22 protein-coding genes are annotated in these 26,089 nt (G+C 33.1%); 13 read left to right on the top strand and 9 right to left on the bottom strand.

Features of this window, described 5'->3' with window-relative positions; all coding sequences use genetic code 11:
• The first annotated feature begins 21 nt into the window (after window positions 1-21).
• From C6H31_RS00975 to ccoG, 4 genes are all read left to right on the top strand, one after another.
• Window positions 22-1,107 (top strand): linear amide C-N hydrolase, encoded by a 1,086-nt coding sequence (locus C6H31_RS00975; RefSeq protein WP_104696945.1) that lies wholly within the window; start codon window positions 22-24, stop codon window positions 1,105-1,107.
• Window positions 1,091-1,933, top strand: coding sequence for a formyltetrahydrofolate deformylase (purU, locus tag C6H31_RS00970; RefSeq protein WP_104696944.1), 843 nt, complete (start codon window positions 1,091-1,093; stop codon window positions 1,931-1,933). The genes C6H31_RS00975 and purU overlap by 17 nt, the downstream gene beginning before the upstream one ends.
• Window positions 1,908-2,651, top strand: coding sequence for a polysaccharide deacetylase family protein (locus C6H31_RS00965; protein WP_104697359.1), 744 nt, complete (start codon window positions 1,908-1,910; stop codon window positions 2,649-2,651). Before purU ends, C6H31_RS00965 begins: the two co-directional genes overlap by 26 nt.
• Window positions 2,652-2,955: 304 nt before the next feature.
• On the top strand, window positions 2,956-4,332 hold the full coding sequence (gene ccoG / locus C6H31_RS00960; protein WP_104696943.1) for a cytochrome c oxidase accessory protein CcoG: 1,377 nt from the start codon (window positions 2,956-2,958) through the stop codon (window positions 4,330-4,332).
• A 45-nt stretch (window positions 4,333-4,377) separates the two neighbouring features.
• Here ccoG and C6H31_RS00955 read toward each other — a convergent pair whose 3' ends face one another.
• Window positions 4,378-5,796 carry a Do family serine endopeptidase gene (locus C6H31_RS00955; protein ID WP_104696942.1) on the bottom strand — a complete coding sequence of 473 codons (1,419 nt, stop codon included), beginning with the start codon at window positions 5,794-5,796 and terminating at the stop codon, window positions 4,378-4,380.
• A gap of 174 nt (window positions 5,797-5,970) precedes the next feature.
• On the opposite strand from C6H31_RS00955, the gene C6H31_RS00950 reads away from it, so the two are divergent.
• The 9 genes from C6H31_RS00950 (at window position 5,971) to C6H31_RS00905 (ending at window position 17,093) form a co-directional block, all read left to right on the top strand.
• Entirely contained in the window at window positions 5,971-7,380 is a 1,410-nt protein-coding gene (locus C6H31_RS00950) for a TolC family protein (protein ID WP_158654729.1), read from the top strand.
• Window positions 7,380-8,624: an efflux RND transporter periplasmic adaptor subunit gene (locus C6H31_RS00945; protein WP_104696940.1), complete on the top strand. Its 1,245-nt coding sequence runs from the start codon at window positions 7,380-7,382 to the stop codon at window positions 8,622-8,624. The genes C6H31_RS00950 and C6H31_RS00945 overlap by 1 nt, the downstream gene beginning before the upstream one ends.
• On the top strand, window positions 8,621-9,319 hold the full coding sequence (locus C6H31_RS00940) for an ABC transporter ATP-binding protein (protein WP_104696939.1): 699 nt from the start codon (window positions 8,621-8,623) through the stop codon (window positions 9,317-9,319). The genes C6H31_RS00945 and C6H31_RS00940 overlap by 4 nt, the downstream gene beginning before the upstream one ends.
• Window positions 9,316-10,524, top strand: coding sequence for an ABC transporter permease (locus C6H31_RS00935; protein ID WP_104696938.1), 1,209 nt, complete (start codon window positions 9,316-9,318; stop codon window positions 10,522-10,524). Before C6H31_RS00940 ends, C6H31_RS00935 begins: the two co-directional genes overlap by 4 nt.
• A 106-nt stretch (window positions 10,525-10,630) precedes the next feature.
• Window positions 10,631-12,397: a sodium:solute symporter family transporter gene (locus C6H31_RS07165; protein ID WP_104696937.1), complete on the top strand. Its 1,767-nt coding sequence runs from the start codon at window positions 10,631-10,633 to the stop codon at window positions 12,395-12,397.
• A 2-nt stretch (window positions 12,398-12,399) separates the two neighbouring features.
• The gene (locus tag C6H31_RS00925) at window positions 12,400-13,044 is read left to right on the top strand and encodes a LysE family translocator (protein WP_158654728.1); all 645 of its coding nucleotides are present in this window, start codon (window positions 12,400-12,402) and stop codon (window positions 13,042-13,044) included.
• Between the two features lie 579 nt (window positions 13,045-13,623).
• Window positions 13,624-14,394, top strand: coding sequence for a fumarate reductase cytochrome b subunit (locus C6H31_RS00915; protein ID WP_104696934.1), 771 nt, complete (start codon window positions 13,624-13,626; stop codon window positions 14,392-14,394).
• Window positions 14,395-16,365, top strand: a complete 1,971-nt coding sequence (locus C6H31_RS00910; protein WP_104696933.1) for a fumarate reductase flavoprotein subunit — start codon at window positions 14,395-14,397, stop codon at window positions 16,363-16,365.
• Window positions 16,365-17,093, top strand: a complete 729-nt coding sequence (locus C6H31_RS00905) for a fumarate reductase iron-sulfur subunit (RefSeq protein ID WP_104696932.1) — start codon at window positions 16,365-16,367, stop codon at window positions 17,091-17,093. Before C6H31_RS00910 ends, C6H31_RS00905 begins: the two co-directional genes overlap by 1 nt.
• A 152-nt stretch (window positions 17,094-17,245) precedes the next feature.
• Here the strand turns inward: C6H31_RS00905 and C6H31_RS00900 are convergent, their stop codons facing one another.
• The 8 genes from C6H31_RS00900 to C6H31_RS00865 all read right to left on the bottom strand — a co-directional run bounded on the left by C6H31_RS00900 (window position 17,246) and on the right by C6H31_RS00865 (window position 25,988).
• Window positions 17,246-18,394: a capsular biosynthesis protein gene (locus C6H31_RS00900; RefSeq protein WP_104696931.1), complete on the bottom strand. Its 1,149-nt coding sequence runs from the start codon at window positions 18,392-18,394 to the stop codon at window positions 17,246-17,248.
• Window positions 18,391-20,439, bottom strand: coding sequence for a hypothetical protein (locus C6H31_RS00895; protein ID WP_104696930.1), 2,049 nt, complete (start codon window positions 20,437-20,439; stop codon window positions 18,391-18,393). Before C6H31_RS00895 ends, C6H31_RS00900 begins: the two co-directional genes overlap by 4 nt.
• Window positions 20,429-21,214 (bottom strand): rod shape-determining protein MreC, encoded by a 786-nt coding sequence (mreC, locus tag C6H31_RS00890; RefSeq protein ID WP_104696929.1) that lies wholly within the window; start codon window positions 21,212-21,214, stop codon window positions 20,429-20,431. Before mreC ends, C6H31_RS00895 begins: the two co-directional genes overlap by 11 nt.
• Before the next feature lie 2 nt (window positions 21,215-21,216).
• Entirely contained in the window at window positions 21,217-22,254 is a 1,038-nt protein-coding gene (locus C6H31_RS00885; RefSeq protein ID WP_104696928.1) for a rod shape-determining protein, read from the bottom strand.
• Window positions 22,255-22,263: 9 nt separating this feature from the next.
• The gene (gene clpX, locus C6H31_RS00880) at window positions 22,264-23,514 is read right to left on the bottom strand and encodes an ATP-dependent protease ATP-binding subunit ClpX (RefSeq protein WP_233709921.1); all 1,251 of its coding nucleotides are present in this window, start codon (window positions 23,512-23,514) and stop codon (window positions 22,264-22,266) included.
• On the bottom strand, window positions 23,507-24,301 hold the full coding sequence (lpxA, locus tag C6H31_RS00875) for an acyl-ACP--UDP-N-acetylglucosamine O-acyltransferase (protein WP_104696927.1): 795 nt from the start codon (window positions 24,299-24,301) through the stop codon (window positions 23,507-23,509). Before lpxA ends, clpX begins: the two co-directional genes overlap by 8 nt.
• Window positions 24,302-24,310: 9 nt before the next feature.
• A complete protein-coding gene (fabZ, locus tag C6H31_RS00870; protein ID WP_104696926.1) occupies window positions 24,311-24,766 on the bottom strand; it encodes a 3-hydroxyacyl-ACP dehydratase FabZ in 456 nt (151 codons plus the stop codon).
• 91 nt (window positions 24,767-24,857) lie between these two features.
• The gene (locus C6H31_RS00865) at window positions 24,858-25,988 is read right to left on the bottom strand and encodes an epoxyqueuosine reductase QueH (protein WP_104696925.1); all 1,131 of its coding nucleotides are present in this window, start codon (window positions 25,986-25,988) and stop codon (window positions 24,858-24,860) included.
• Window positions 25,989-26,089: the final 101 nt, after the last annotated feature.

Here is a 26,089-nt window from a genome sequence, read left to right as displayed (position 1 = left end):
CTTTTATTTAAAGGATAAAAAATGAGAAAGGTAGTTTTAATATTTTGCTCCATTGCATTGATATTTAGCCCAACATTTGCTTGCACAGGTATTTCTATCCACACTCTTGATAAAAAGCATATCCAAGCACGCACAATAGAATGGGGAGAGTTTGCCTTGCAAAGCAAACTTGTTATTTCGCCTCAAAATCAAGAATTTCAATCCCAAACTCCTCAAGGTAAAAATGGCATTAAGTGGAGGGCAAAGTATGGCTTTGTTGGAATTAGTGTCGCACAGGATAATTTTATTGGTGAGGGAATGAATGAAGCGGGATTAAATGCTGGATTGTTTTATTTTGCGCATTATGGTAGTCTTAGCCCATTTGACCCTAAAAAATCAAACCAATCTATTGCAGATATGGATTTAGTAACCTATATCCTCTCAAACTTCAAAAGCACAGATGAAGTCATTGAGGCATTTAAGCATATAGTTGTGGTTCCTTTTATGCTTTTAGAGGATGGAAAAGCACCTCCTACAGCCCATTGGAGAGTAAATGATGCACAGGGCAAAAGTATTGTTATAGAAATAATGAATGGAGAAGTTAAGATCCACCAAAACACCATAGGTGTTTTAACAAACTCTCCTAACTTTGAGTGGCATCTTACAAACCTTAATAATTACATCAATCTTAAAGCAGGATCTGCTAAACCTTTCAAATTGGGAGATCAGGAGATTTTTGCTGTAGGGGCTGGAAGTGGTATGTTAGGGCTACCTGGTGATTTTACTCCACCTTCAAGATTTATAAGGGCTGCATTTTTTCTTCACACAGCACCTAAGCCAAAGGATGCTTATGAGGGAATTACTCAAGCTTTTCATCTATTAAACCTTTTTGATTTACCCATTGGCACAGAATTTATAGAAAAAGCAAAGATACCAAATCTCCCTAGTGCTACCCAATGGACTGCTGTAAGTAACCAAAGCGATAGGGAATTTTTCTACAAAACAATGTATAACTCACAAATTAGAAAGGTGGATCTAAAGCAAATTGATTTTACAAAAGTTAAGGCACAAGTTCTAAAACTAGATAAGGAAGAAAAAGAGAGTTTTGAAAATGTTATCATCAAATAAGCACACCATCTTAGTAATGTCCCCAGATATGCAGGGGCTAATTTTTAAAATTTCTGCGATTTTATTTGACCATCATTTAAATATAGAAAAAAATGATGAATTCGTGGATAAAGATCAAAATATGTTTTTTATGAGAACAGAAATAAGCGGGGATATTGATAGGCAAAAGCTTTTATCAGAAATCAAAAATGCATTACCCAATAATGCTCATATACAAATCATTCCTCAAGTAAAAAAATCCATCATTATTTTTTGCACTAAGGAAAATCATTGCTTGGGGGATCTTTTGCTTAGATATGAGAGCAAGGAGCTTGATGTAAATATCCAAGCAGTGATTAGTAATTATACAGACCTTGGTAGCTTGGTTGAAAAATTTGGAATTAATTTCATTCATATTTCTCATCAAAATCTTACAAGAGAAAAGCACGAAGAGCTGATTTTAAAAGAATGTGAAAAATACTCATTTGACTATCTTGTCCTAGCAAAATATATGAGAATCTTATCGCCAAATTTTGTAGAAAAATTTGAACAAAGAATCATCAATATTCATCATAGCTTTCTTCCTGCTTTCATAGGTGCTAATCCCTACAAGCAGGCATTTGAAAGAGGGGTAAAGATTATAGGTGCAACTGCACATTTTGTAAATAATCATTTGGATGAGGGTCCAATTATTGCTCAAGATGTGATTAGAGTTGATCATACCTATACTTGGAAGGATATGCAAAAGGCAGGAAGAGATATAGAAAAAATTGTTTTTGCAAGAGCAATTGATCTTGCATTACAAAATAAAATTTTTGTCTATGGCAACAAGACTGTTATTTTTTAGCCTTATTTTTCTTAATTTTTTACAGGCTGTAGAACTAAAATCCATAAAAGAAAAATACAGGGATAAAACTCCTGTATTTTGGGGATATGAGCATCAAGGCATTATCTCAAAAATAAAAACTAACAAGCCTATTATTTTTCTGACTCTAGATGCTTGTAGTGGAGAATATGATAAAAGGATTATAGATTTATTACAAAAAGAAAAAATCCCTGCAATCCTCTTTGTTAATACAAGATGGATTGAAAATCATCAATTAGCACTTCAAGAGATTGCAAAGAATCCTCTCTTTTCAATTCAAAACCATGGCAACTCTCACAAACCCCTAAGCATAGAAGGAAAGAGTGCTTATCAAATAGAGGGGACAAAAAATATTCAAGAAGTTTATGAAGAGATTATCCTATCAGATGAGCTCATCACTCATCTTACAGGGAAAAAACCCACTTTGTTTCGTTCAGGAACTGCATACTATGATGATGTAGCCATTGCAATTGCAAAAGACTTGGGGTATAAGATTATTGGCTTTGATGTAATTGGTGATGGGGGTGCTACTTTTGATAAAGAACAGATACTACTTCAAGCACAAAAAGTTACAAATGGCTCTATATTAATCTATCACTTTAATCATCCACAAAAAGATACTTATGAGGGACTAAAATCTGTTATTAAAATTTTAAAAGAAAAGGGATTTTTGTTTAAAAGCCTCATAGATTATTTATAAAGCCTTGTCTATAAGACTCTAAATATTTTTGTTAAAAATAAGGAGTAGATTATAAGGCTCTTCTTATTAATAACCTATTGGTATCAAATGCTAATAAAAAAAGGATTCTAAAAAGAACAGCCCTTATAACAATACCCAACCATCACTTCTTAGTTTAAAAAATCAAAACATAGAATCTAAACCAATAGTTCTAGGAAGAACTGATCAAAAATTACAAAAAAACACATAGTAATCTTTAAAAATATCTTCTTATTTTTGATTGTTTAGCTTAAAATATGCCTTTAAATTTAACAAGGAAGAAATGATGAAAATCTCATACAGAAAAAAACGCTACTTTTTTTATAGCCTACTATCTCTCATTCTAACTTTTCTGCCATTTATCACAATCAACAATAATCAGATTTTTTTGCTTTCTTTTATTCATAAAGAACTTCACCTCATGGGGGTGGTTTTTAATGTCCAAGAATTCTTTTTGGTTCCATTTTTATTAATTGGGTTATTTGTTGGTATTTTTTTTATTACATCTTTATATGGTAGGATTTGGTGTGGATGGGGATGCCCTCAAACAATTTTTAGGGTTATTTACAGAGATTTAATTGAAACCAAAATTTTAGGCTTACATAAAAGTATCTCTAACAAGCAATTAAAAGCCCCCTTAACTATCAACAATATTTTTAAGAAGTTTATTGCCATTGTCTTATTTTCATTTGTAGCCTTTTTAGCCTCAGCTACATTTCTTTTTTATTTTGTTCCTCCAAAAGAGTTTTTCTCCTATTTAGCAAATCCTTTTGATCATACAGTCTTATTCATTTTTTGGATTTGTATTGCACTATTTATGATTATCGATATTGTGTGGATAGCAGAAAACTTTTGTATTTATATGTGTCCTTATGCAAGGGTGCAATCTGTTCTCTATGATGATAATACAAAAATGGTGATTTATGATACAAATCGCGGTGGCTTAGTTTATGGTAGTGATTCTACCCTACTTGCACCACCCAAAAAAAGAGATATAAATAATGAATGTATCAATTGTCATCAGTGTGTTAAGGTATGTCCTACTCATATTGATATCCGCAAGGGTATGCAACTTGAGTGCATTAACTGCTTAGAATGTGTGGATGCTTGCACGAGTGTTATGAAAAAGTTTGATAAACCCACTTTGGTAAATTGGAGTTCTTTTAATGCAATTACTACAAAATCAAAGATAAAATATTTAAGAGCCAAAACAATGGGCTATATTGCCGTATTGCTGATTGCCTTATGCGTTGCCCTTTTAATGTTTTCTCAAAAAACACCTTTGCTGGTAAATATTGATCGCAATACGCAACTTTATGAAGTTAGAAAAAGTGGTGCTGTTGATAACTTTTATACTTTCTTATTTGAAAATCCAAGTAAATCAGAATCCTATTTTAGCTTTAGTATTAATCATAAAGATATTGAAATCATCAAACCAAAAGGTGATATTAAGGTCAAATCTCATAGCAAGATAAAAGAAGTAGTAATTTTAAGAGCAAAAAACTTAGAAGTACAAAATGATATAAATGATGTATTAATTCCTATAGAGATTGTTTTTTATAAGGTGGATAATCCTAAAATTAGGATCAAGAAAAAAAGCATATTTGTTTATCCCAAGAAAGAGAGATTGCAAAAAAGTTTAGAATCAAAAAGCTATAAGTAGGAAACTACTTATAGCCACACATAGATAGTCGGTTTTTACTAAGAGTTACTTAGTTACTATAGTTTTTACTCCATTTGCTGAATAAACCAAAATTCTTTTAGTTTTGCCTTTAAATTTATTGAGAGCATTTGTAAAATCACTAGTATTTTTAATTGTAATATTTTCTATTTGAGCAATTATATCCCCTTGCATAAAACCAACTTCTTGCGCAGGAGAATCCTCTGCTACATTTGTAACAATTACCCCTTGAATATCATTACCAATGCGATATCTTTGGCGGATTTGTGGCGTAATACTTTCTACTCTCAATCCTCTTAATTCTCCCTCTTCATTTCCCTTAGTGCTAACAGGGCTATCTTTTTTGCTCTTATTGCGCTCTGCTAGTTTAACATTTATCGCCATTTCTTTTTTATCTCTTAGAATCTTAAGCACAACATCTTGATCTGGTTTTAGCATTCCAATAAAGTTTTTAAGTTCTGCACTATTTTTAACTTTCTTACCATTTACCTCTGTAATTAAATCCCATACCATTAAACCTGCTTTTTTTGCAGGGGAATCTTTATCCAAACTAATAACTACAGCCCCCTCTTGGTTATTATAGGTCTCTCGTAAGTCATTACTTACATCTTGAATACCTACTCCTAAATAACCCCTCTCAATCTTTCCATCTTTAATCAATTGCATTACAACTTGCTTCACCATATCAGAAGGAATTGCAAAACCAACACCTGAGCTATTCCCTGATCTTGAAAGGATTGCTGTATTAATGCCTACTAAAGCCCCTCTTGTATCAATCAAAGCTCCTCCTGAATTTCCTGGATTGATTGAAGCATCTGTTTGAATAAAGTTTTCATAATTATTAATCCCCACACCATTTTTATTTAGAGCAGAAACAATTCCTTTTGTAACAGTCTCCCCAACTCCAAAAGGATTGCCAATTGCAAATACAACATCTCCAATCATTGTAGTGCTACTATTGGCAAATTTAATAAAAGGTAAGTCTTTCTTATCGATCCTTATTACAGCAAGATCGCTATCTGGATCAGTTCCAACAAGAGTGGCATTATATTCTTTGGTGCTATTTGGTAATGTAACTAAAATTTTATCAGCCCCATCAATCACATGATTATTTGTAACAATATAACCATCAGAAGAAATAATCACGCCACTCCCAAGAGCTCTTTCAATTCTATCTTTTGGAATCTGGTTATACAAATCCCCAAAAAATTGTTGGAAAAATGGATCATTAAACATTGGATTATTTTGAAATTGTGTTTTTATCTTTTTTTGAGTGGAGATATTAACAACTACAGAAATAGCTTCTTTAATAGAATTGTGGTAAGAATATACTGAGTTTTCATTAACCTCTGGTCCTATACGATTAGAGACATCAGGCATACTTTGTATTTCAAAAGCACACAAAGCACCTGCTAAAACAAAACTTAAAAAAATCTTACTTTTCATAAAAAGTTCCTTGCTTTATTAGAGTTTTAAAAGGTTATTTAAGGATACTTTTCTAAATAAAAAATAAATACTATCTTAAAAATATTCCTACTACAATGAAAGTAATTACTATTTTTAGATAGAATAGAGCTACTTTTTTTAGATTCTTAAAATAAGCAAAATTAGGAAATGAGGTTGAAGTTTGTTGTATCTGCTTTAGCTCTTATCATATTCTTCACGGGTTGTGCTACACTCCCAAAAGATGATGAACTAATCACTCAAATAGGTGTCCCTAAAGATTTTATACATCAAAAGACATTGCAAACATTGGGACAAAAAAACATAGTCCAAAAGGATTATTTGCAAACTTTTTTTGATCTATTTCAAGACAAGGAACTTGAAGCACTCATCCATCAGGCCTTGAAAAACAATACAAATCTACTAACTCTAGAATCTAAAATCGCACAGGCAAGAAGTAATGCAAAAATCAGCACAGCAAATCTTTTTCCATCCACATCCATCAATTTAAACTATAACTATAGTGACAGAAACTATAAAAATGTCCAAGTCAATTACAATCAAAACTCTCTAAATGCAGCGCTTTCATTAAGCTGGGAAATTGATCTTTTTGGGAAACTCAATGCATTAAGAAAGGCAAATATTCAAACCTATCTTGCAAGCCAACAGACTTTAGAAAATGCAAAAGTAAGCCTAATTGCTGATGTAGCAACCTATTATTTTACAATTTTACAACTTCATCAAATGATTGAGCTCAATAGATTAATTATCAATAATCTTGAAGATATTTTTCTAATTACTGAACAAAAATATAAAATTGGGCTTGTTGATATTAGTGATCTAAACACTGCCAAAAACAATCTTTTATCACAAAAAAACAGCCTTTTATCATTGCAATATTCCTTAGAGCAAAATCAAAATGCTTTGCTTGTTCTTTTAAATCAACAAGAGTATAACTTTAATTTTGACAATGAAAAAATCTTTGCTCAAGCACAAATTCCAATCATTAATTCTATGCCCTCAAGTGTTCTTTTAAATCGTCCTGATGTCAGCTCTGGAATCCATACCCTAAGGGCAAGTTTTTATACAAAAACAAATAAGCAATTAGCTCTCTTACCCTCCATTAGTATTAGTGGAAGTCTTGGAGAACTTTTATTATCAAGTGCAGGTGCTGGTCAATTAGTCTGGCAGATTGCAAGCTCTCTTGCAATGCCTCTTTTAAATCGACAATCCCTTACACAAGCCTATATCAGCGCAAAAGAGGATCTCAAACAAGCCTATTATAGTCTTCAAAACATTATTAATACAGCCATACAAGAAATCAATAATGCAAGCATCAATCTAAAAACCTCACAAGAGAGTTTTCAAAATTCACAAGAAGGATTTAATTTTTTTACAAATGTTCTTGAAAATACTAAAAAAAGAAGGTATCAAAATCTTATTGATGACCTCTCTGTGCTTGAAGTAGAAAATAATTATTACCAAGCTAAAAATAATTTAATTAGTGCATCTTTGCAACTAAACACTGCTCTTATTCTTTTATATAAAGCCTTCGCAGGGAATTTTAATACCATAGAGGAGAAGTAATGAAAAAAAGGTCCATTCAAGAAGTAATCACCCCTCAAAAAAATAAATACTACTGGCTTTATATCACCTTATTCTTACTTGTTGTTATTTTTTTTATTACTGCCTATTTTGTTTTTACTCAAAAACCAAAAACTACTTTTATTACCACAAAACCTACCTTTGGGGATATTACTCAAACCATTTCTGCTACAGGAACCCTATCAGCTACAAATGATGTAGATGTAGGTAGTCAAATATCAGGCACAATTTACAAAGTTTATGTAGATGTTAATGATAATGTAAAAAAAGGTCAGATATTAGCAGAAATCAATCCCAATAAACTTAAACAAACCCTTGATGGTTATGAAGCGCAACTCAACTCCGCGCAAGCAAATTTAGAAGCCTCAAAAATTACTCTTCAACAAAAGCAGTGGAATTATGACAAACTTTCAAAGCTCTATAAGGCTACAAGGGGACAAAGCCCCTCTCAACTAGAGCTTGAAACTGCAAGACTAGACTTCCTTCAAGCACAAGCAGATATCAAGATTAAAGAAGCAAATATCCAACAAATTCAAACCAATATCAATGCTGCAAAAATTGATCTACAAAACTCTGTCATCACAAGTCCTATTGATGGAATTATTCTTAAAAGGGAAATTAGTGAGGGACAAACAGTAGCTGCAAGTCTAAATACCCCTACTCTCTTTACACTTGCAGAAAATTTAAAAGATATGAAACTTGTTGTCAATATCTCAGAATCTGATATTGGAAAAGTAAAAATAGATCAAAAAGTTTTTTTTAGCGTAGATGCATATCCTAATAGAGTGTTTTATGCAAAAGTCAATCGTGTTAATTTTGCCTCTACTACCACAGATAATATTACAAGCTATGAGACAAATATTTTTGTAGATAATGATCAGCTTCTGCTTAGACCTGGAATGAGTGCAACTGCAAATATTGAAGTTGCATCTGCAAAAAATGCGATGCTTATTCCTGTCTCTGCAATCTTTTATCGGCCTCAAGTCCAAGTGGCACAAAAGAAAAAAAGCACCTCATTATTTCCAACCCAACCTCCAAGACAAAAGCGTAGCATTAACCCAAATCAAACCATTACAAGCCAACAAGCTACTATATGGGTTTTAAAAGACAATCAACCTCAAGAAATAAATGTAGAACTTGGGGTTTCTAACTCAAAGTTTGTTCAAATTATTTCAGACTTTATCACAGAAAATACTCTCATCATTACAGATTCCACAACCAAATGAACTTTATTGAACTAAAAAATATCACCAAAACCTATGGAAGCGGGAAAAATACCTTTAAGGCACTAAAGGGGGTGAGTCTTGATATCAAAAAGGGTGATTTCATTGCCCTAATGGGTCCATCTGGATCTGGAAAATCTACAATGGCAAATATACTTGGTTGTCTTGATACTCCAACAAGCGGGCAATATCTATTTGAAGGGACTAATGTATCCTCACTTAGTGGCAATCAGCGTGCCTTACTCAGGCGTTATTTTATTGGTTTTATTTTTCAAGGCTTCAATCTTTTGACAAGAACTTCAGCATTAGAAAATGTGGAACTGCCCCTCTTGTATCGTGGAGTAAAAAAACAAGCAAGAAGAAAGCTTGCTTATGAGGCTTTAGAGATGGTGGGTCTTGAAAAATGGGCAAATCATAGTAGTGCAGAACTAAGTGGAGGACAATGCCAAAGAGTTGCAATTGCAAGAGCTATAGTAACAAGACCTCTTTTCTTACTTGCAGATGAACCTACCGGAAACTTAGATACAAAAAGAAGTATTGAGATTATGCAAATCCTACAAAGACTAAATCAAGATCTAAAAATTACTATCTTAATGGTAACCCACGAACCTGATATGGTAGAATATGCAACTAGGGAAATACACTTTCTTGATGGCAATATCAATAAAAAGATTGAAACAAAGATGGGTAAAAAATGATTCTAAACGCCTTTTTTCTTGCATTTAAGCAAATTAGAAAAAATTATTTGAGAGCTTTTCTTACAATGCTAGGCATTATCATAGGGGTTGGCTCTGTGATTGTAATGATTGCATTAGGCAATGGGACTACAAAAATGATTACACAACAAATATCTAGCCTAGGAAGCAATCTTTTAATAATAATGCCTGCTAGAGGGTTAAATACAGGTGGCGGTTCTTTAAAAAGAAACTTTAGCATGCAAGAAGTTAATAATCTAAAAATGCGTCTTCAAGGCTATAAAGCCATTGCTCCCGTATCTAGTTCAAGCACACTTGCACAATTTCAAGGTTCTAATACACAAACTACAATTAATGGTGTAACAAAAGAATATTTTGAAGTTACAGAATGGAAAGTCTCAATGGGGCGCCATTTCAAGGATAATGAATATGCAAAAAATGTATGCGTTCTTGGACAAAGTGTAAAAAAGGCTCTTTTTAATGAAGCCAATCCTTTAGGCTCTCAAGTTCGAATCTCAAAAATTGTATGCGAGGTTGTGGGCGTTTTAGAATCAAAGGGTCAAGGAGCTATGGGACAAGATCAAGATGATGTAATTCTTATTCCATTTAAAGTTTTTAATCGTAGCATATCTGGCACCAATAGCATCTTTAATATCAATAGAATCTTTATTGCACTAAAAGACACTACAGATAGCACACAGGCCACTCAGGAAGTTAAAAATATACTAAGAGAAGTAAGAAGTATCAAGGCAGGACAGTTGGATACTTTTGAAGTAATGGATACAAAAGAGATACAAAAAACTCTTCAAAGCACCACCAAAACCCTTACCCTGTTTTTGGGTGCAGTAGCAAGTGTGAGTTTATTTGTTGGTGGTATTGGCATTATGAACATTATGCTTGTTTCAGTGACAGAGAGAACAAAAGAAATAGGCACAAGATTAGCAATTGGTGCATTGGCTAGTGATGTATTGTTACAATTTTTGATAGAATCTATTGTAATTAGCGCTTTTGGGGGAATCATTGGCATCACTCTAGCATTTTTGATCTCATTGTATTTATCTTTTTATATGCAAATACCTTTTGTGTTTGATATTTGGGTAGCTATTGGAGCATTTTTATTTTCTGCCATTGTGGGCATTATTTTTGGCTTTTTACCTGCAAGAAGAGCTTCAAAACTAGATCCTATACAGGCTTTGCGTTATGAATAACATAAAGGCTTTTTTATTAATCTATGGACTACTCCTATCTTAATAAGTCTATCTAAAGCATTATTGTGATATATTGGCAGATTTCAATATTTTTATAAGGGAAATTATGAATCTTGAAGTAATTGATTTTAATCTACCTATCATCATTACTTTTAGTTGCTATACCCTTTTGATGATAGGCATTGGATTTTATTTTTTCAACCAAAATAAAACAAGCAGTGATTATTTTCTAGGAAATAAGAAAATGGGTCCTATCATCTCTGCCCTTTCTGCAGGTGCTTCGGATATGAGCGGCTGGCTTTTAATGGGTCTTCCTGGGGCTCTTTATTTAAGCGGACTTATTGAATTTTACATTGCAATTGGTTTAAGCATAGGCGCACTTTTAAATTGGTTATTTGTAGCAAAACGCTTAAAAATTTATACAAACTCTATTAGCAAATCCCTGACTATTCCTGATTATCTTGAGGCAAGATTTAATGATCAAAAACATATCTTAAGACTTTTATGTGCAAGTATTATTCTTATATTTTTTACTTTTTATATCGCAAGTGGCCTTGTAGGAGGAGCTAAGCTCTTTGAAGCAACATTTGGTTTAGAATATAACCATGCCCTTATTGTTGGGACATTGGTTATTGTTATTTATACCTTCTTTGGAGGATATAAAGCAGTATGCTGGACAGATCTTATACAGGGTTTTTTAATGCTTTTTGCCCTACTCACTGTACCCATTGTGATGCTTTATCATCTAGGGGGTGCTAAAGAAGCTTTTCATCTCATCAAACAATCAGATCACGCCAAGCAAGAACTGATTAAACTACAAGAATCCATTCCCACTATTCTCTCTCAGCTTTCTATAGATTTCAAAGAAACATTGCCCAAACTCCAAGAAATCACTCTTGCTTTGGAGCACAGCAAGGATATCAAAATCAAAAATCAAACAAATATAGAATTTCTTGCTTCATTTAAACAAGCACAGGAACTTTTATTGCAAAATCCCCAAGTTGCAATCTCTATGATTAAAGATCTTTTAAGCACCCTACAAGAAGAAAAGTTTAGCACTAATAATCGCTTAGATTTTTTTTCTAATATCTCGCTCATAAGCATTTTATCCGCATTAGCATGGGGTCTAGGATATTTTGGACAACCTCACATTTTGGTGCGATTTATGTCAATCCGATCTATAAAAGACATACCTCTAGCTACAGGTATTGGCATTAGCTGGATGGTAGCAGGACTTATTGGAGCCTGTTTTATTGGACTGCTTGGAATTGCATATGTAAATAAGTTTAACCTCTCTTTGAAAGATCCTGAAAAAATCTTTATTGCAATTAGCCAAATACTCTTTAATCCTTGGATGTGTGGAATCTTGCTAAGTGCAATATTAGCAGCCATTATGAGTACTGCTAGCTCTCAACTTTTAGTTTCAAGTTCTACAATTGCACAAGATTTCTATCACAAGATTTTAAAAAAAGAAGCATCAGAAAAATCTATCATGAGAATTAGCAGAATCAGTGTTTTGCTAATTGCTTGCATTGCTTTTTTGATTTCTGTTGATAAAAATTCAAGTGTTTTGTCCATTGTTGCATATGCTTGGGCAGGTTTCGGTGCTAGTTTTGGAAGTGTAATACTATTCTCACTATTTTGGGAAAAAATGACAAGATTAGCAGCAATTTCTGGAATGATTACAGGTGCAATTGTTGTTATACTGCACAAAAATATTTTTAAAGCTTATTTTCCTATTTATGAGATAGTTCCTGCATTTGTCTGTGCAAGCATTGTGATTATCATTATAAGTCTTTTGCAACCTGCAGAAGAAAAGATAAAACAAGACTTTAAAAAGATGTCTAAGCTTATAAAAATGAAAGAGGAATGATTATGTTTGATTTTTCTTATCATCAATATAGCAGTGAGATTGCTAGCATTTTATTTATTTGGTCCCTTGCAGTTATTATGCCTGGTCCTGATATGTTTTTGATGATTAGAACCTCAATAAGGAGTAAGGCACAGGCATTGGGATGTGCTTTTGGCGTTGTTGCAGGAACTCTTATTTGGCTTCTTGTTGGCTTTTTTCTCATAGATATCTTAAGCAAAACCCTATTTTTTGATTCTGTAAAATTATTAGGAGGAATTTATCTCATTTATATGGCAGGAAGAATTTTTATGTCCATAAACAAACCTGTAAAAGAAGAGATATCCAGCCAACCACAAAAAAACACTCTTTTTTCATTCCTACTTGGTGTATGGACAAATCTTTCTAATCCAAAACCTCCAATCTTTGTAAGCATTATTCTTGCAAAACTCCCAATCCATACCCCATACTCCCTAAAGCTGGGATTACTAGTTCTTATGCTTCTTATTCCTTTATGCTGGTTTTATTTTGTAGTGCAGGTATTTACTATAAAAAAGTTTTTAAATATCTTTTTAAGAAACATAAAAATAGTTGATATAAGTGCTTGTTTCATCTTTATCTATTTTGGCTCTACTCTTATTTATGAGGCTATACAAAAATTTTTATCATAATTACATCTAGTTTTATTTAATCTTTAATAATCGGTTTTAAGGACACTGTATTGCCTCCTTTAGCTTATCAATAACCCTAGATTGATTTAATCTATAATAACTTTCCCTCCAAAAACCTCTTTGAAAAAAAGAGTAGATTCGATGATTGTTTTTAAAAGAAATTGCTTACACTAAGACAGAATTAAAAACTTTTATAGTGTTAAAATAACCTATGGATGATTTTTTAAAGCTTGAAAAATTGCTTTTAAAGATAAAAATAATCTTGTCCCTTGTGTAATCATTAGAATCTATGCAACCAGTATTAACTTCTTGGCTATAAAACACTCCAAAGTTTTTGATATTTATCCACAAAAAAGATTTTTGTGATATTGAGAGGTTTTTGGTGCAAGAATCCCTCTTTATAACGCAAGGCAATACAAAAAATCTCAAAATCAGCATTTTGCTAAAAATCAGAAATCTTTAAGATAGATAAAATCAGACCTTATCTTAAGTTTGGCTAGATTATTTATGTTAAAAATTTTGACAGGAATTTTAAAAAAAAATATAATGCGTTGATTTTTTTAAAGTTTAAGGAAGAATATGCAAGATAATAAAATTATCAAGGAATATTTAGGCTTTAACTCTTGCAAGGAAAAAAGTAAATATCCCGCGAAGTTGGACTTTCTTCAAAGCATCTCTGGATTATTTTTAGCAATCTTTATGATCATACATTTGTTTTTTGTATCAAGTATTTTACTGGGTCAAGAAGCGATGTATTTTGTTACGAAGTTTTTTGAGGGTAGTTTATTTTTTCAAGAAGGAAAACCTATTTTAGTTAGCCTTGTTGCTGGAGTTGTGATTATTGCTTTTATATTGCACTCTATTTTAGCCCTACGAAAATTTCCCATTACTTACAAACAATTCCAGATTCTAAGAATTCATAAGTATTTAATGAAACATAGTGATACAAGTCTTTGGTTTCTTCAGGCTGTGAGTGGCTTTATGCTCTTTTTTCTAGCAAGTATTCATCTTTTTGTAGTTCTCACACAACCTAGTTATATAGGTCCAAATGCTTCTTCTTATCGCTTTGTTCATCAAAATTTTTGGATTTTATATATTGTTTTGCTTTTTGTTGTGGAAATACACGGCAGTATAGGACTTTATCGCTTATGTGTAAAATGGGGATTTTTTGAGAGATTGGGAATTAAAAATCTTAGAAAAATCAAAACTTTAATGAGTATATTTTTTATTGTCCTTGGGCTTTTAAGCTTTGGTGCATATGTAAAAATTGGACTGGGGCAAGAAAAAAAATCTATTGACTACTACAAGCAGTATGATGATAAAAAGTTTGGAAATTCAAAGGGGTTGTAGATGAAAATTACATATTGCGATGCCTTGATTATAGGTGGTGGATTAGCAGGGCTTAGAGCCTCCATTTCAGCAAAAAAACAAGGACTTAATACCATAGTTTTAAGCCTAGTTCCTGTGAGAAGAAGCCATTCTGCTGCAGCACAAGGCGGTATGCAAGCAAGTCTTGGAAATGGAAAGATGAGTGAGGGAGATAACGAAGACCTACACTTTTTAGACACTGTAAGAGGGAGCGATTGGGGTTGTGATCAAGAAGTTGCTAGAATGTTTGTTACAACTGCCCCAAAGGCTATTAGAGAACTTGCAAGCTTTGGGGTGCCTTGGACTAGAATTAAGGCAGGAGAGAGAGAAGCTATTATCAATGGAGAGCGCGTAGCTATTACTGAAGATAGCCAAAAAGAAGGTTTTATTCAAAGTAGAGATTTTGGAGGAACCAAAAAGTGGAGAACTTGCTTCACAGCTGATGCTACAGGACATAGTATGCTTTATGCTGTTACAAATGAGGCTTATAAATATGGAGTAGATATTAGAGACAGAAAAGAAGCGATTGCATTAATTTATGAAAACAATACTTGTTATGGTGCAATTGTAAGAGATTTGGTAAATGGTGAAATTAGTGCATATGTGGCAAAGGGAACTCTCCTTGCAACAGGTGGCTATGGGAGAATCTATGCCAATACTACAAATGCAGTAATTTGCGAGGGTATTGGGATAGCAATTGCTCTGGAGAGTGGAGTTGCAAAACTAGGAAATATGGAAGCTGTCCAATTCCATCCTACCTGTCTTGTTCCAAGTGGCATTTTGATGACAGAGGGATGTCGTGGAGATGGTGGAGTTTTAAGAGATAAAGATGGGTATCGTTTTATGCCTGATTATGAGCCAGAAAAAAAAGAATTAGCTAGTAGAGATGTCGTAAGTCGCAGAATCTTGGAACATATCCAAAAAGGCAAGGGTGTGGATTCTCCATATGGAAAACATGTATGGCTGGATATATCTATTTTAGGAAGAAAGCACATAGAAAAGAATTTGCGTGATGTGCAAGATATTGCTATTACTTTTGCAGGAATTGATCCTGCAAAAGATTGGATTCCCATCCGCCCTATGCAACATTATTCTATGGGGGGAGTACGAACAGATTATAGGGGTGAAACGCATCTAAAGGGATTGTTTTGTGCGGGTGAAGCAAGTTGTTGGGACCTACACGGATTTAATCGCCTAGGTGGAAACTCTGTAAGTGAAGCCGTGGTTGCTGGTATGATTATTGGGGATTATTTTACACAACATTGCCAAGAAGCAAATATCAGCATTGCTACGCAACAAATTGAAATTTTTATAAAAAATCAAGAAAACTATCTCTTCTCACTCATTAATAATAATGGCAATGAAGATGTCTTTAAAATCAAAAATAGAATGAAAGAAATAATGGATGAGAAAGTAGGGGTTTTTAGAGATGAAAAGAATCTAAAAGAAGCATTAGATGAATTGGAAGATCTTTATAAAAGAAGTAAAAATATTCAAGTAAAAAATAAAAAACTTCATAATAATCCTGAGCTTGAAGAGGCCTATAGGGTTCCCAAAATGCTAAAACTTGCACTTTGTGTAACAAAAGGGGCTTTGGAGAGAAGAGAATCTAGAGGGGCTCATACAAGAGTAGATTATCCTAAAAGAGATGATGCAAACTGGCTAAAGCGCACTCTTACTTCTTGGAGTGATGAGAATCAAACTTTACCAACAATAGAATATGAAGAATTGGATGTAATGAAGATGGAGCTTACTCCTGATTGGCGTGGATATGGATTAAAGGGCAATTTTATTCCTCATCCCAATAAGGCTAAACGTGATGAAGAGATACAAAAAATCACTCAAGAAATTGAAGAAAAAGGTGGGGATAGATATGACTTGCAAGAGGCCTTGATGCCCTTTAGACTTTTGGCACAATACAAAGCCAAAAATCAAAGATTAGGAGATAAATAATGAAGCCACGGATTTTAACCATAAGGGTTTTAAAATTTGACCCTCAAAGTGCCATATCAAAACCCCATTTCAAAGAATATAAAATTGAAGAAGCCCACTCTATGAGTATTTTTATTATCTTGAATATGATTAGAGAAAAATTTGATCCTGATTTAAGCTTTGATTTTGTCTGTCGTGCTGGAATCTGTGGGAGCTGTGGGATGATGATTAATGGCAAGGCTAGGCTTGCTTGTAAAACCCTCACTCAAGAATTTAAAGAAGATGTGATCACATTAATGCCATTACCTGCTTTCAAACTAATCAAAGATTTAAGTGTTAATACTGGGGAGTGGTTTGCAGGTATGACTAAAAGAGTAAAGGGGTGGATTCATAGCAATAATCCTGTAGATATTACCAAAGTAGAAGAAAAAATTGATCCTGATGTTGCTCAGGAAGTATTTGAACTAGATAGATGCATAGAATGTGGTTGCTGTATTGCAGGTTGTGCTACCAAGCTAATGCGTGAAGATTTTGTGGGTGCAGCTGGATTAAATAGGGTTGCAAGGTTTATGCTAGATCCTCATGACAAAAGAAGTGACGAAGATTTTTATGAAATTATAGGTAATGATGAGGGAGTGTTTGGATGTATGAGCTTACTGGCTTGTCATGATTCTTGTCCCAAGGAACTACCTCTTCAAAGCAAGATTGCTTATTTAAGACGCAAAATGATCCAAGTGGGGATGAAATAAAAATATTTTTGAGATACTAAAGAAATCTATTTTTAGGCTAAATTTAAAAAATTTAGCCCTATTTATCAATCATATTTTTTATAAAAAATAAGTTATCCAACTCTTCTGCCAATCTCTAATTTATTAAAAAGATAAGAGGCAATGGAATCTGCTTATGATATTTTATAAGTAAAGATTTCCTTTAAAATATTTGCTATCTTTTGTTTGTTTTGTTCATTGCTTAGTGTCTTTGCAATAGTATGAGATCGTATTTTCATTTTCATAATCTCACTTCTACTCAAGGAATTCAGGGCTTGTGCAATAGATTTTGGTGTGTAATCACTGGATACAATTCCATTTTGATAGCGATTGATAAACCACTCCATTTCTTTATGAGGTATGGTAACAAGTGCCAATCTTGATTGAATATATTCAAAAAATTTATTTGGCATTGCTAATTCTAAATTAAAATTAGATTTTGGAAGCGCATATACTCCAATATCATATTGATTGCTAAAGGTAATAAGCTCCTCAAACTTTACAGGTTGAATAATCCGTATCTTTTTGCCTCTTTTTTGGCGTTGCAATACCATTTTCTCAAGCTTTTTTAAATAACCCTTGTCATAACAAATCAGCATTAAATCTAGGGAAAAATCATCCTGACAATAATCCATAATTTCAATTGTTTTTTCTATCTCTCTTGCTTTATTAGCATACCCGTGATAAATCATTTTTATTTGTGTATTTTGCATAAGACTTGGAGAGAGATCATAAAATTTACTTAGTGAGTAAAAAACCTCACTATCTACTTGATAAAAGTTCTGATAAGCTTTTTTAATCCCCATTCCAACAGTTATCACCTTATCTGCTTGTGGCATATAAGTTTTACACAAAAAATCATTAAATTTTTGAAATAAGATTCTCCACCTTAGAGAGTTTGTATATTGCTTAGGATAAAACTCTCTTGCATCAAAAAGCACCTTTGCACTTTGTTTGTTCTTTAGCACTATTGGGAGCAAAACCAAATCATGGCAGATGATAAGATCAAAATCTCTTCTTTTTAAAAAAGTTTGAATTTCTAAGCGATTTTTCGTAAAAATTAAGCGATCCCATCTTTTAAACAAAACATTGATATAAAGCCAAATTTCTTGAAAAATATTTCTTTTTTTATAATTGCTATAGCTTAGAACCTCAACATCATCAATTGGAGAACTATTTAAACCCATCGCTGTAACTATATGTTTTTCCTTAAGATTATCAATCATTCTTGAAGGTCTTGGGTTTGTTGCAGGATTTGCTGCACATAAAACTAATATTCTCATAAACTACTTAGCATCTCTAAAAATAATTTTTTGCCAAGTCTTTGTCTTAAAGTGTCATTTACCTCTCTAATAATACGCTGTTTAATGATTAATTGCTCTAGGCTTTCTTTTGGGAGATTAATGAGCTCTTTTGCTTTTGCAATATAGTCTTTGATACAAAATGCTACAAGCAGATTATCCTGACATAGAAACTGATGGATTTCTTCCTCAGTAATTTTATATTTTAAAGCAATGTCTATAAGCAATTTTTGATGGATTTGGAACCACTGTTCCAAGCGATTTCTTCTCTGGTCTAAAGATTCTTCTGAAAGCACTAGGCTTAATTTATCTTTTGCACTAAATTCTATCCTGCTTTCTCCTTGTTGCATAGGGAAACTATCTAGCCATAAATCCAACACATGCCCATAAACCGCACTATCTACAAAACCTGTGAAATAAAATCGATGCATCAAAGAAGAATCTATGTTTTGAATCTTCATCTTGATTTCTTCAATATTTCCAGAACCACAAGCTAAGAATATAGTTTTTGGATTATCCCTTAAAATATCAATGATTGTCTGCAGATATACTTCATTGTCAATTTTTACCAAACGCCCTATGTTGCCTAGAATATAAGCATCCTTAGGATATAAATCTCTAATTTTTTTTACTGCATTTTCACTAATATCTGGATTATAAAAATATCTATCCATCTTTACAGGAATACCTCTAAAATTATACCCTTGATGCAGAATTTTTTCTTGGTTGCCACAAATATGTGTAATCTTTGTATCTAGAAAATCCCCATCATAAACAAAATTACCATGACTCCAAAAAATCTGTTTGAGACAACTGCGAGTTGATAAAATAAAATCACTAATTCCATAACCATTATTTGGGCTGATTAAAAACTCTACCTGATCTTTTAAAAGCATATCTCGCAAAGCCAGAGCTTTTCCTAAATGAGAATTATAATATCCCAGCTTATTGTATTCTTGTCCTACATCTAAGACTTCTACTCCTAAATCCACATAGTTTTTTACAATATCTAAGTCATTATCACTTTTTTCTATAAAACTCATTAAATAGATTTTGATTTTGTAATTTTTTTTAAAATCCTCATCTTGCAATAGAGTTTTTAAAAAACTATACTCAACCTTATAAGGAGAATTCTCAACAATACGATCTCTTAAAATACCAATGATTTTTGTATCTTGTCTTTGAGCTTTTGGCAATTCAAATTTTTGTGCAAAGTCCTTATAATAAGAAGATGCATAAAGCGTAATCTCTGTATTAAATTTTTCCCAGTCTTTTTGAGAGGAGAAGTTATTACCGCACATATGATAAATAAAAAAATGCAAATAGAGCGCAAAATCCATACTTGAGACTTCAATTTTTTGCACTTCCTGATAAAAAATGCCTTTCCAAATATCATAAAAATCTAACCAACCCTTATGATTAAAATAGTGTGTGACATTCCAGAAAATATGCAGTTGCCAATTAAAAAAAGATCTTTTTTGTTTATAGTCTAAAGAATCAAAAGAATCTAAAATATGGAGTAGGTTTTTTTTCAGAGTTTCAAAAGGGATTTTGAAGTATTTAAAAGCCTGTAAAATAAATTCTGCGCTCTTTTGAGATTCTAAAGCATGGATATCAATTAAGACAATATTTTGAATGTAAAAATCTATTGCGTTATCTGCCTCTCCTTTCAAAATCTTTGCAAGCACTGCTAACTCTAAAAGCATCAATTTTTCATTATCACTAATTCCATTTTGAAGCATTGCCTCTTTAGCAATTCCCTCTATTTTAAGGAATCTATCATCAAATTTACAATCCTTATAAATAATATATAAAGCCAAATAAAGCTTATCTACGATATCTCCTCTTAAAATTACCAGATTATAAATTTTATCCCTAAAGATCTCTTGTATCTCTGTAGGAATTTTTGAATTTAAAACCTCTTTTTCAATCATCTCTAAAAGACAATTTAGGGCAATATCCAGTTGGTGCTTGTTTTGCGCATCTTTTAGTAGAGTTAAAAGATTGTCAAATTTATTATTGTGCATCTATATTTTCCTTATTAATCAGCCAAAGGTATTTGGGAGATTTTATATCTGCATAAGGTTTTACAACTGCTGTGATATAGCCATTTTTATCTACTACTTCAACAACCACTCCTACCGGAATATCTTGTACAAAAATATTATCCAAACCACTAGTAAAAACCTGATCTCCTGCTTGAATGCTAAAATATTGAGGTATAAAATCAGCTAAAACCGTTTCTTTATTTTGAGGGTTATAATGCAAGGTTGCAGGGATTTTATCCTTGCCAATATAAACGCTATAACCGCACTGCTCATTACCATTGAATAGACCAACTAACCGATCCTTATCTACAACTGCAATCCCCAAAGCATACCCATCTTGAACAATACCAAATATCTTATTATTCTGATAAGGCATCTTAGTATGCAACCAGACTTTATCATACTCTAAAAAATCTACATATGATATTACCAATGCAGGCTCAAAGGTCACCTTTGGATAAAGATCAAGTTGAGGAACAAACTCAAAAACTTGCTCTAGTCTTTTTTTTGTTTCTAAGAGCTCAAGTTCAATTTTTTGATACTCTTTATATTTTTCTTGTAAAAAGGCAATGCTCTTGGCCTGATTAAAAAATCTATCATAATTTTTTCCTAGTGATTGGGAAAACTCAAGATACTGCATTTTAATTGCACCTGTAACCTTAAAAAATTTGTCCCTCACCCCTTGGCTAAATACAAATACAATAGCAAAATAAAATATAAAAAATAAAATGAGAAATAAGGACCTATAGCGCATTACTAATCATATTTAAGATTTTGTAATAAGTCTAAATTCTCCAGCGCCTCGCTTGTTCCCTTTGCTACAGCTAACAATGGCTCATTACCCACAGCTACAGGCAACTTAACTACTTCAGACAAATATCTATCCAATCCTCTGATCAAAGCTCCACCACCTGTAAGAATCACTCCATTTTCCACAATATCACCTGCTAAATCTGGTGGAATTACTTCTAAAATATTTTTTAAGGTATTGCCAATTTCTTGTAACTGATGCCTGATTGCCTCTCTCACATCTTCACTGCTAAGCTCAATAGAATTTAATAATCCACTTACTTGATCCTTTCCCTTTACCTGCATTGTAAGAGGTGGATTCTGCGGATAAGCACAGCCAATTTCAATCTTTATGTCCTCTCCTGTTCGCTCCCCAATGACAAGATTATATTTTTTACGGATATAATCTACAATTGCGCAATCAATCTTATCACCAGCAACACGAATGGATTTACTAATAACAAGCCCACCTAAAGAAATTACTCCAATCTCTGTGGTTCCTCCACCAATATCTACAATCAAACTCCCTTGTGGTTCTCTGATAGGTAATCCTGCACCAATTGCAGCAGCCATAGGTTCCTCAATCAAAAATACCTCTCTAGCTCCTGCACTCATAGCAGATTCTTTTACAGCCTTTCTTTCAACCCCTGTGAGTCCATAAGGAACACATACCATTACTCTTGGGCGTATCAATGATTTTCTTCTATGTGCTTTTTCAATGAAATATCGAATCATTTTCTCTGTAATATCAAAATCTGCAATAACACCATCTTTCATTGGACGTATAGCTTTAATACTACCAGGGGTCTTACCTATCATCTCTTTTGCTTCACGCCCCACAGCTAAAACTGCCCCATGTCCATCAAAACGATCTGTTTTTACTGCAACAATTGATGGCTCATTAATCACAATTCCTTGCCCCTTCACTGACACAACTGTATTAGCTGTTCCTAGATCTATAGCAATATCGTGAGAAAATAGTCCTATAATTCTATCTAATAGCATCACAATCCTTTATTTTGATTTTTTCTTAATAAGAATGGGTTTTGCGCTTCCATCAACACAATCAGGTCCAATAATTACTTCATATCCACTCATTTCGGGAAGTTCAAACATAATGTCTGTGCAAATCCCCTCTATAATAGTTCTCAATCCTCTTGCGCCAGTCTTTCTAGCAATTGCCAAATCTGCAATCTTTTCTAATGCTTCATCTTCAAAAACAAGCTTTACCCCATCTAAAGAAAAAAGTTTCTGGTATTGCTTAATTAAAGAATTTTTTGGTGTAGTCATGATATCAATCATTGCCTCTTTGGTAATTGGCTCTAAAGTGGCAACAACATGTAATCTACCTATAAACTCTGGAATCATCCCATATGCAACAAGATCATCAGATTCTACAAGATGCAACACTTCTTCATTTTCTTTAAATTTTTGCACTTTATCAAAACCAAATCCCAAGGAGCTTTTACCCAATCTCTTTTTGATGATGTCAGAAAGCCCATCAAAAGCTCCGCCACAAATAAATAAAATATCATTTGTGTCAATTTGAATAAACTCTTGATTAGGATGCTTTCTTCCTCCTTTTGGGGGAATATTTACAACACTTCCTTCAATAATTTTTAATAAAGCTTGTTGAACTCCCTCACCCGAAACATCTCTTGTAATAGATCGATTTTCTGATAACCTTGCAATCTTATCAATCTCATCTACAAAGACAATTCCCTTTTGTGCTTTTTGAACATCACCATCTGCTGCTTGCAAAAGTCTTGTAAGAATATTCTCAACATCTTCGCCAACATATCCTGCTTCTGTTAAGCTTGTAGCATCAGCAATAGCAATAGGTATATCTAGAGCCTTTGCTATAGTTTGAGCCATAAGGGTTTTTCCACTACCTGTTGGACCTATAAATAAAATATTTGACTTTGCAATCTCTACACCATCATCAATCTTGTCCTTATTTGAGATACGCTTATAGTGATTATAGATTGCAACAGAGAAAACCTTTTTAGCTCTTTCTTGACCAATCACATAATCATCCAAAACCGCTTTAAGCTCTTTGGGTGTCGGAAACTTTTCAAAACTAAGTGGTGTTTCTTGTTCTACCTCCTCATCCAATCCCACAAAGCTTTGATACAAAAATTCCATACAATCCTTACAAATAAATGCCTCTACCCCTAAAGCACCCTTATCACCGCAGATAAAAAGTTCATTTTCATCTCCATTTCTACCACAAAAATTGCATTGTATTGTTTTATGATTATTCACTACCTGCCCCTCTTCTAATAGGAATACCTCTTTGAGAATCTAAAATAAAATTACAAATTTTTTGTGTGTGAATATTATCAGGATTTGCCTGTAACTCTTGCTCCGCAAGTTTGGTAATTAGATCGCTACCAGATAATAAACGCTTATATAAACTACTAATAAAATCTATCTCTTCTCTTGAAAAAAGTTTTCTCATACGGTGGCGATTAAGTCCTCTAAAAATAGCCCTTGAACCCTCGACAATACTATAGGGTGGAGCATCTTGTGCAAGCATAGAACCAGCTGCTACCATTGCACCATCACCCACTTTTACAAACTGATGGGCTGCTGATAAACCACCAAAATTAACATAATCACCTACAACAACATGTCCTCCTAAGGTTGCATTATTAGCAAATATGCAGTGATTACCAATGATACAGTCATGTGCCATATGTACATATGCCATAAAGAGATTATTGTTTCCCAAAATTGTTTTTCCACCACCGCCTTCTGTTCCAGGATTAAACATACAATGCTCTCTAATTAAGTTATTATCTCCAATAATTAGCTCCACATATTCACCATGATATTTCAAATCCTGAGGAATTGTTCCAAGGACTGCGTAAGGAAAAACTGTATTATTTTTTCCTAGCTTAGTATTTCCTAGTATAGTCACATTATTATAGAGTTTGGTGCCATCACCAATTTGCACCCCCTCTCCAATGACGCAAAAATCACCAATTTCAACACCCTCGCCTATAACTGCACTCTCTGCAACTATGGCTGTCTTTGCTATCTTGCTCAAACCACTCTCCTATTCTTTTCTATCTGCAATCATTGCCTTAAGTTCAGCCTCTGCAACAAGATTTCCATCCACATAGGCCTTTGCATCTAGTTGCCACACTGCACCTTTATTCTTAATTACACTTAAACGATATTCTAACCTATCCCCAGGAACAACAGGTATCCTAAACTTTACACGATCAATGGTCATAAAATAAACAATTTTATCTTTTGCTTTCTCTACATCTTCGCCCCAAGCACTCACAAAAGCTAAAACTCCACCTGCTTGAGCCATTCCCTCAATAATCATCACACCAGGATAAATAGGCTGACCTGGAAAATGTCCTTGAAAAATTTCCTCATTTGTTGTTACATTTTTATAGGCACAGATATCTTTTCCTACATTCAATTCCACAACCCTATCCACTAGTAAAAAAGGATATCGATGTGGCAAAATCTTCTTTATTTTGTTTACATCCATTAGCATAGACAACACCTCAACTAAAGCTTGAATTATCTACAGGCCCCATTTGAAGCCTAAAAAACTCTAGATTCTATCAAAATAAACTTAATGTTTGTTATAGAAACTCCACAACGCTAAAAACACTTTCCTCTTGAAATAAACTTTGTAACTCCAGGGTAACAGGTGCCTCAAAAATACTATTTACAAGAAAAATGGGATTGATGCTCTGGCTACCACACAAAATCTTACGCAAATAAAACTCATCCTCTAGACTTAAAGCATTTTGTTTTAAATCCAATAAAGTCGAAAAATTTTTCTTAAGTATGAGATTAATCCAATCAAGAGGGACAAAAATACTATCCTCCTTTTTTGAGAAACCTATCTTGATATCACTTTTCAAATAATCCTGATAAATAGAATCCTCAAGCTCTAGCTTTGGCTTTATCCACAAAATTTCACCAATTTTTATTTTTTTCTTGCTTTGGGAGTTAATCAATGCATAACTAGGTATCACTCCATTTTGATTTTGTAATAGGCAAGATAAATTTCTATAAACTAAAGTTTTTCTTTGTACTAAGACATAGGGAATATTTTCTTTCTCAAAATAATCCCTTTTTGCAAATTCTTCTTGTCTTTTAGAGATGCTTCCTGTCTGATTATTACCATAAATATCACTCATCATCTCTAAAGATTTTTTTCCTTGTTTATCTCGTTGTTGTGCTAAGGCAAAGATACATCCACAATAGTTTTGTCTATATAAATTATCCTTCTTTGCAAGCTGTGTTTGCTCTTGTGTTCCTCCACTAGATCTTGTATCAATTTTTATAAACTCCAATCCATAATCCCTGCCAATTTTCTCACCTTGATCAAATAAAATATTTTGTTCTTTCATTGGACTAGATAACAATGTAGTAGTAAAACTTGTCTCATTATGTTTCTTAGCCTCTATGGCACTTCTTACCAATCTAATATCAAAGCATTGGTTGCATCTTTTACCTTTTTCTGGCTCACTCTCCAATCCTACAACGCCATCAAACCAATTTTTTATATCATATTCTCCAACCAAAAGCTCAACCCCAAGCAAATCGCAACTTCTTTTTACATCTGACAATCTTAAGTCATATTCTTCTTTTGGATGAATATTTGGATTATAAAAAAATCCTACCAATTTTTCATCTGGATACTGTTCTTTTACTTTTTTTAAAAAATAATGACTATCTACACTACAACAAATATGGACAAGCACTTTTATCTCCTTGTTTTAAATACAATAAATAGGTAATAACCAATCCCTATAATAAATACCAAAATGATAAAAATTAATAACAAAAAGTCTATCAATTCCAT

The sequence above is a fragment of the Helicobacter sp. 'house sparrow 1' genome (assembly GCF_900199585.1).
Classification (GTDB): domain Bacteria; phylum Campylobacterota; class Campylobacteria; order Campylobacterales; family Helicobacteraceae; genus Helicobacter_H.
The sequence above is the reverse complement of the archived record's forward strand: the minus strand, read 5'-3'. Positions and strand labels throughout refer to the sequence as shown.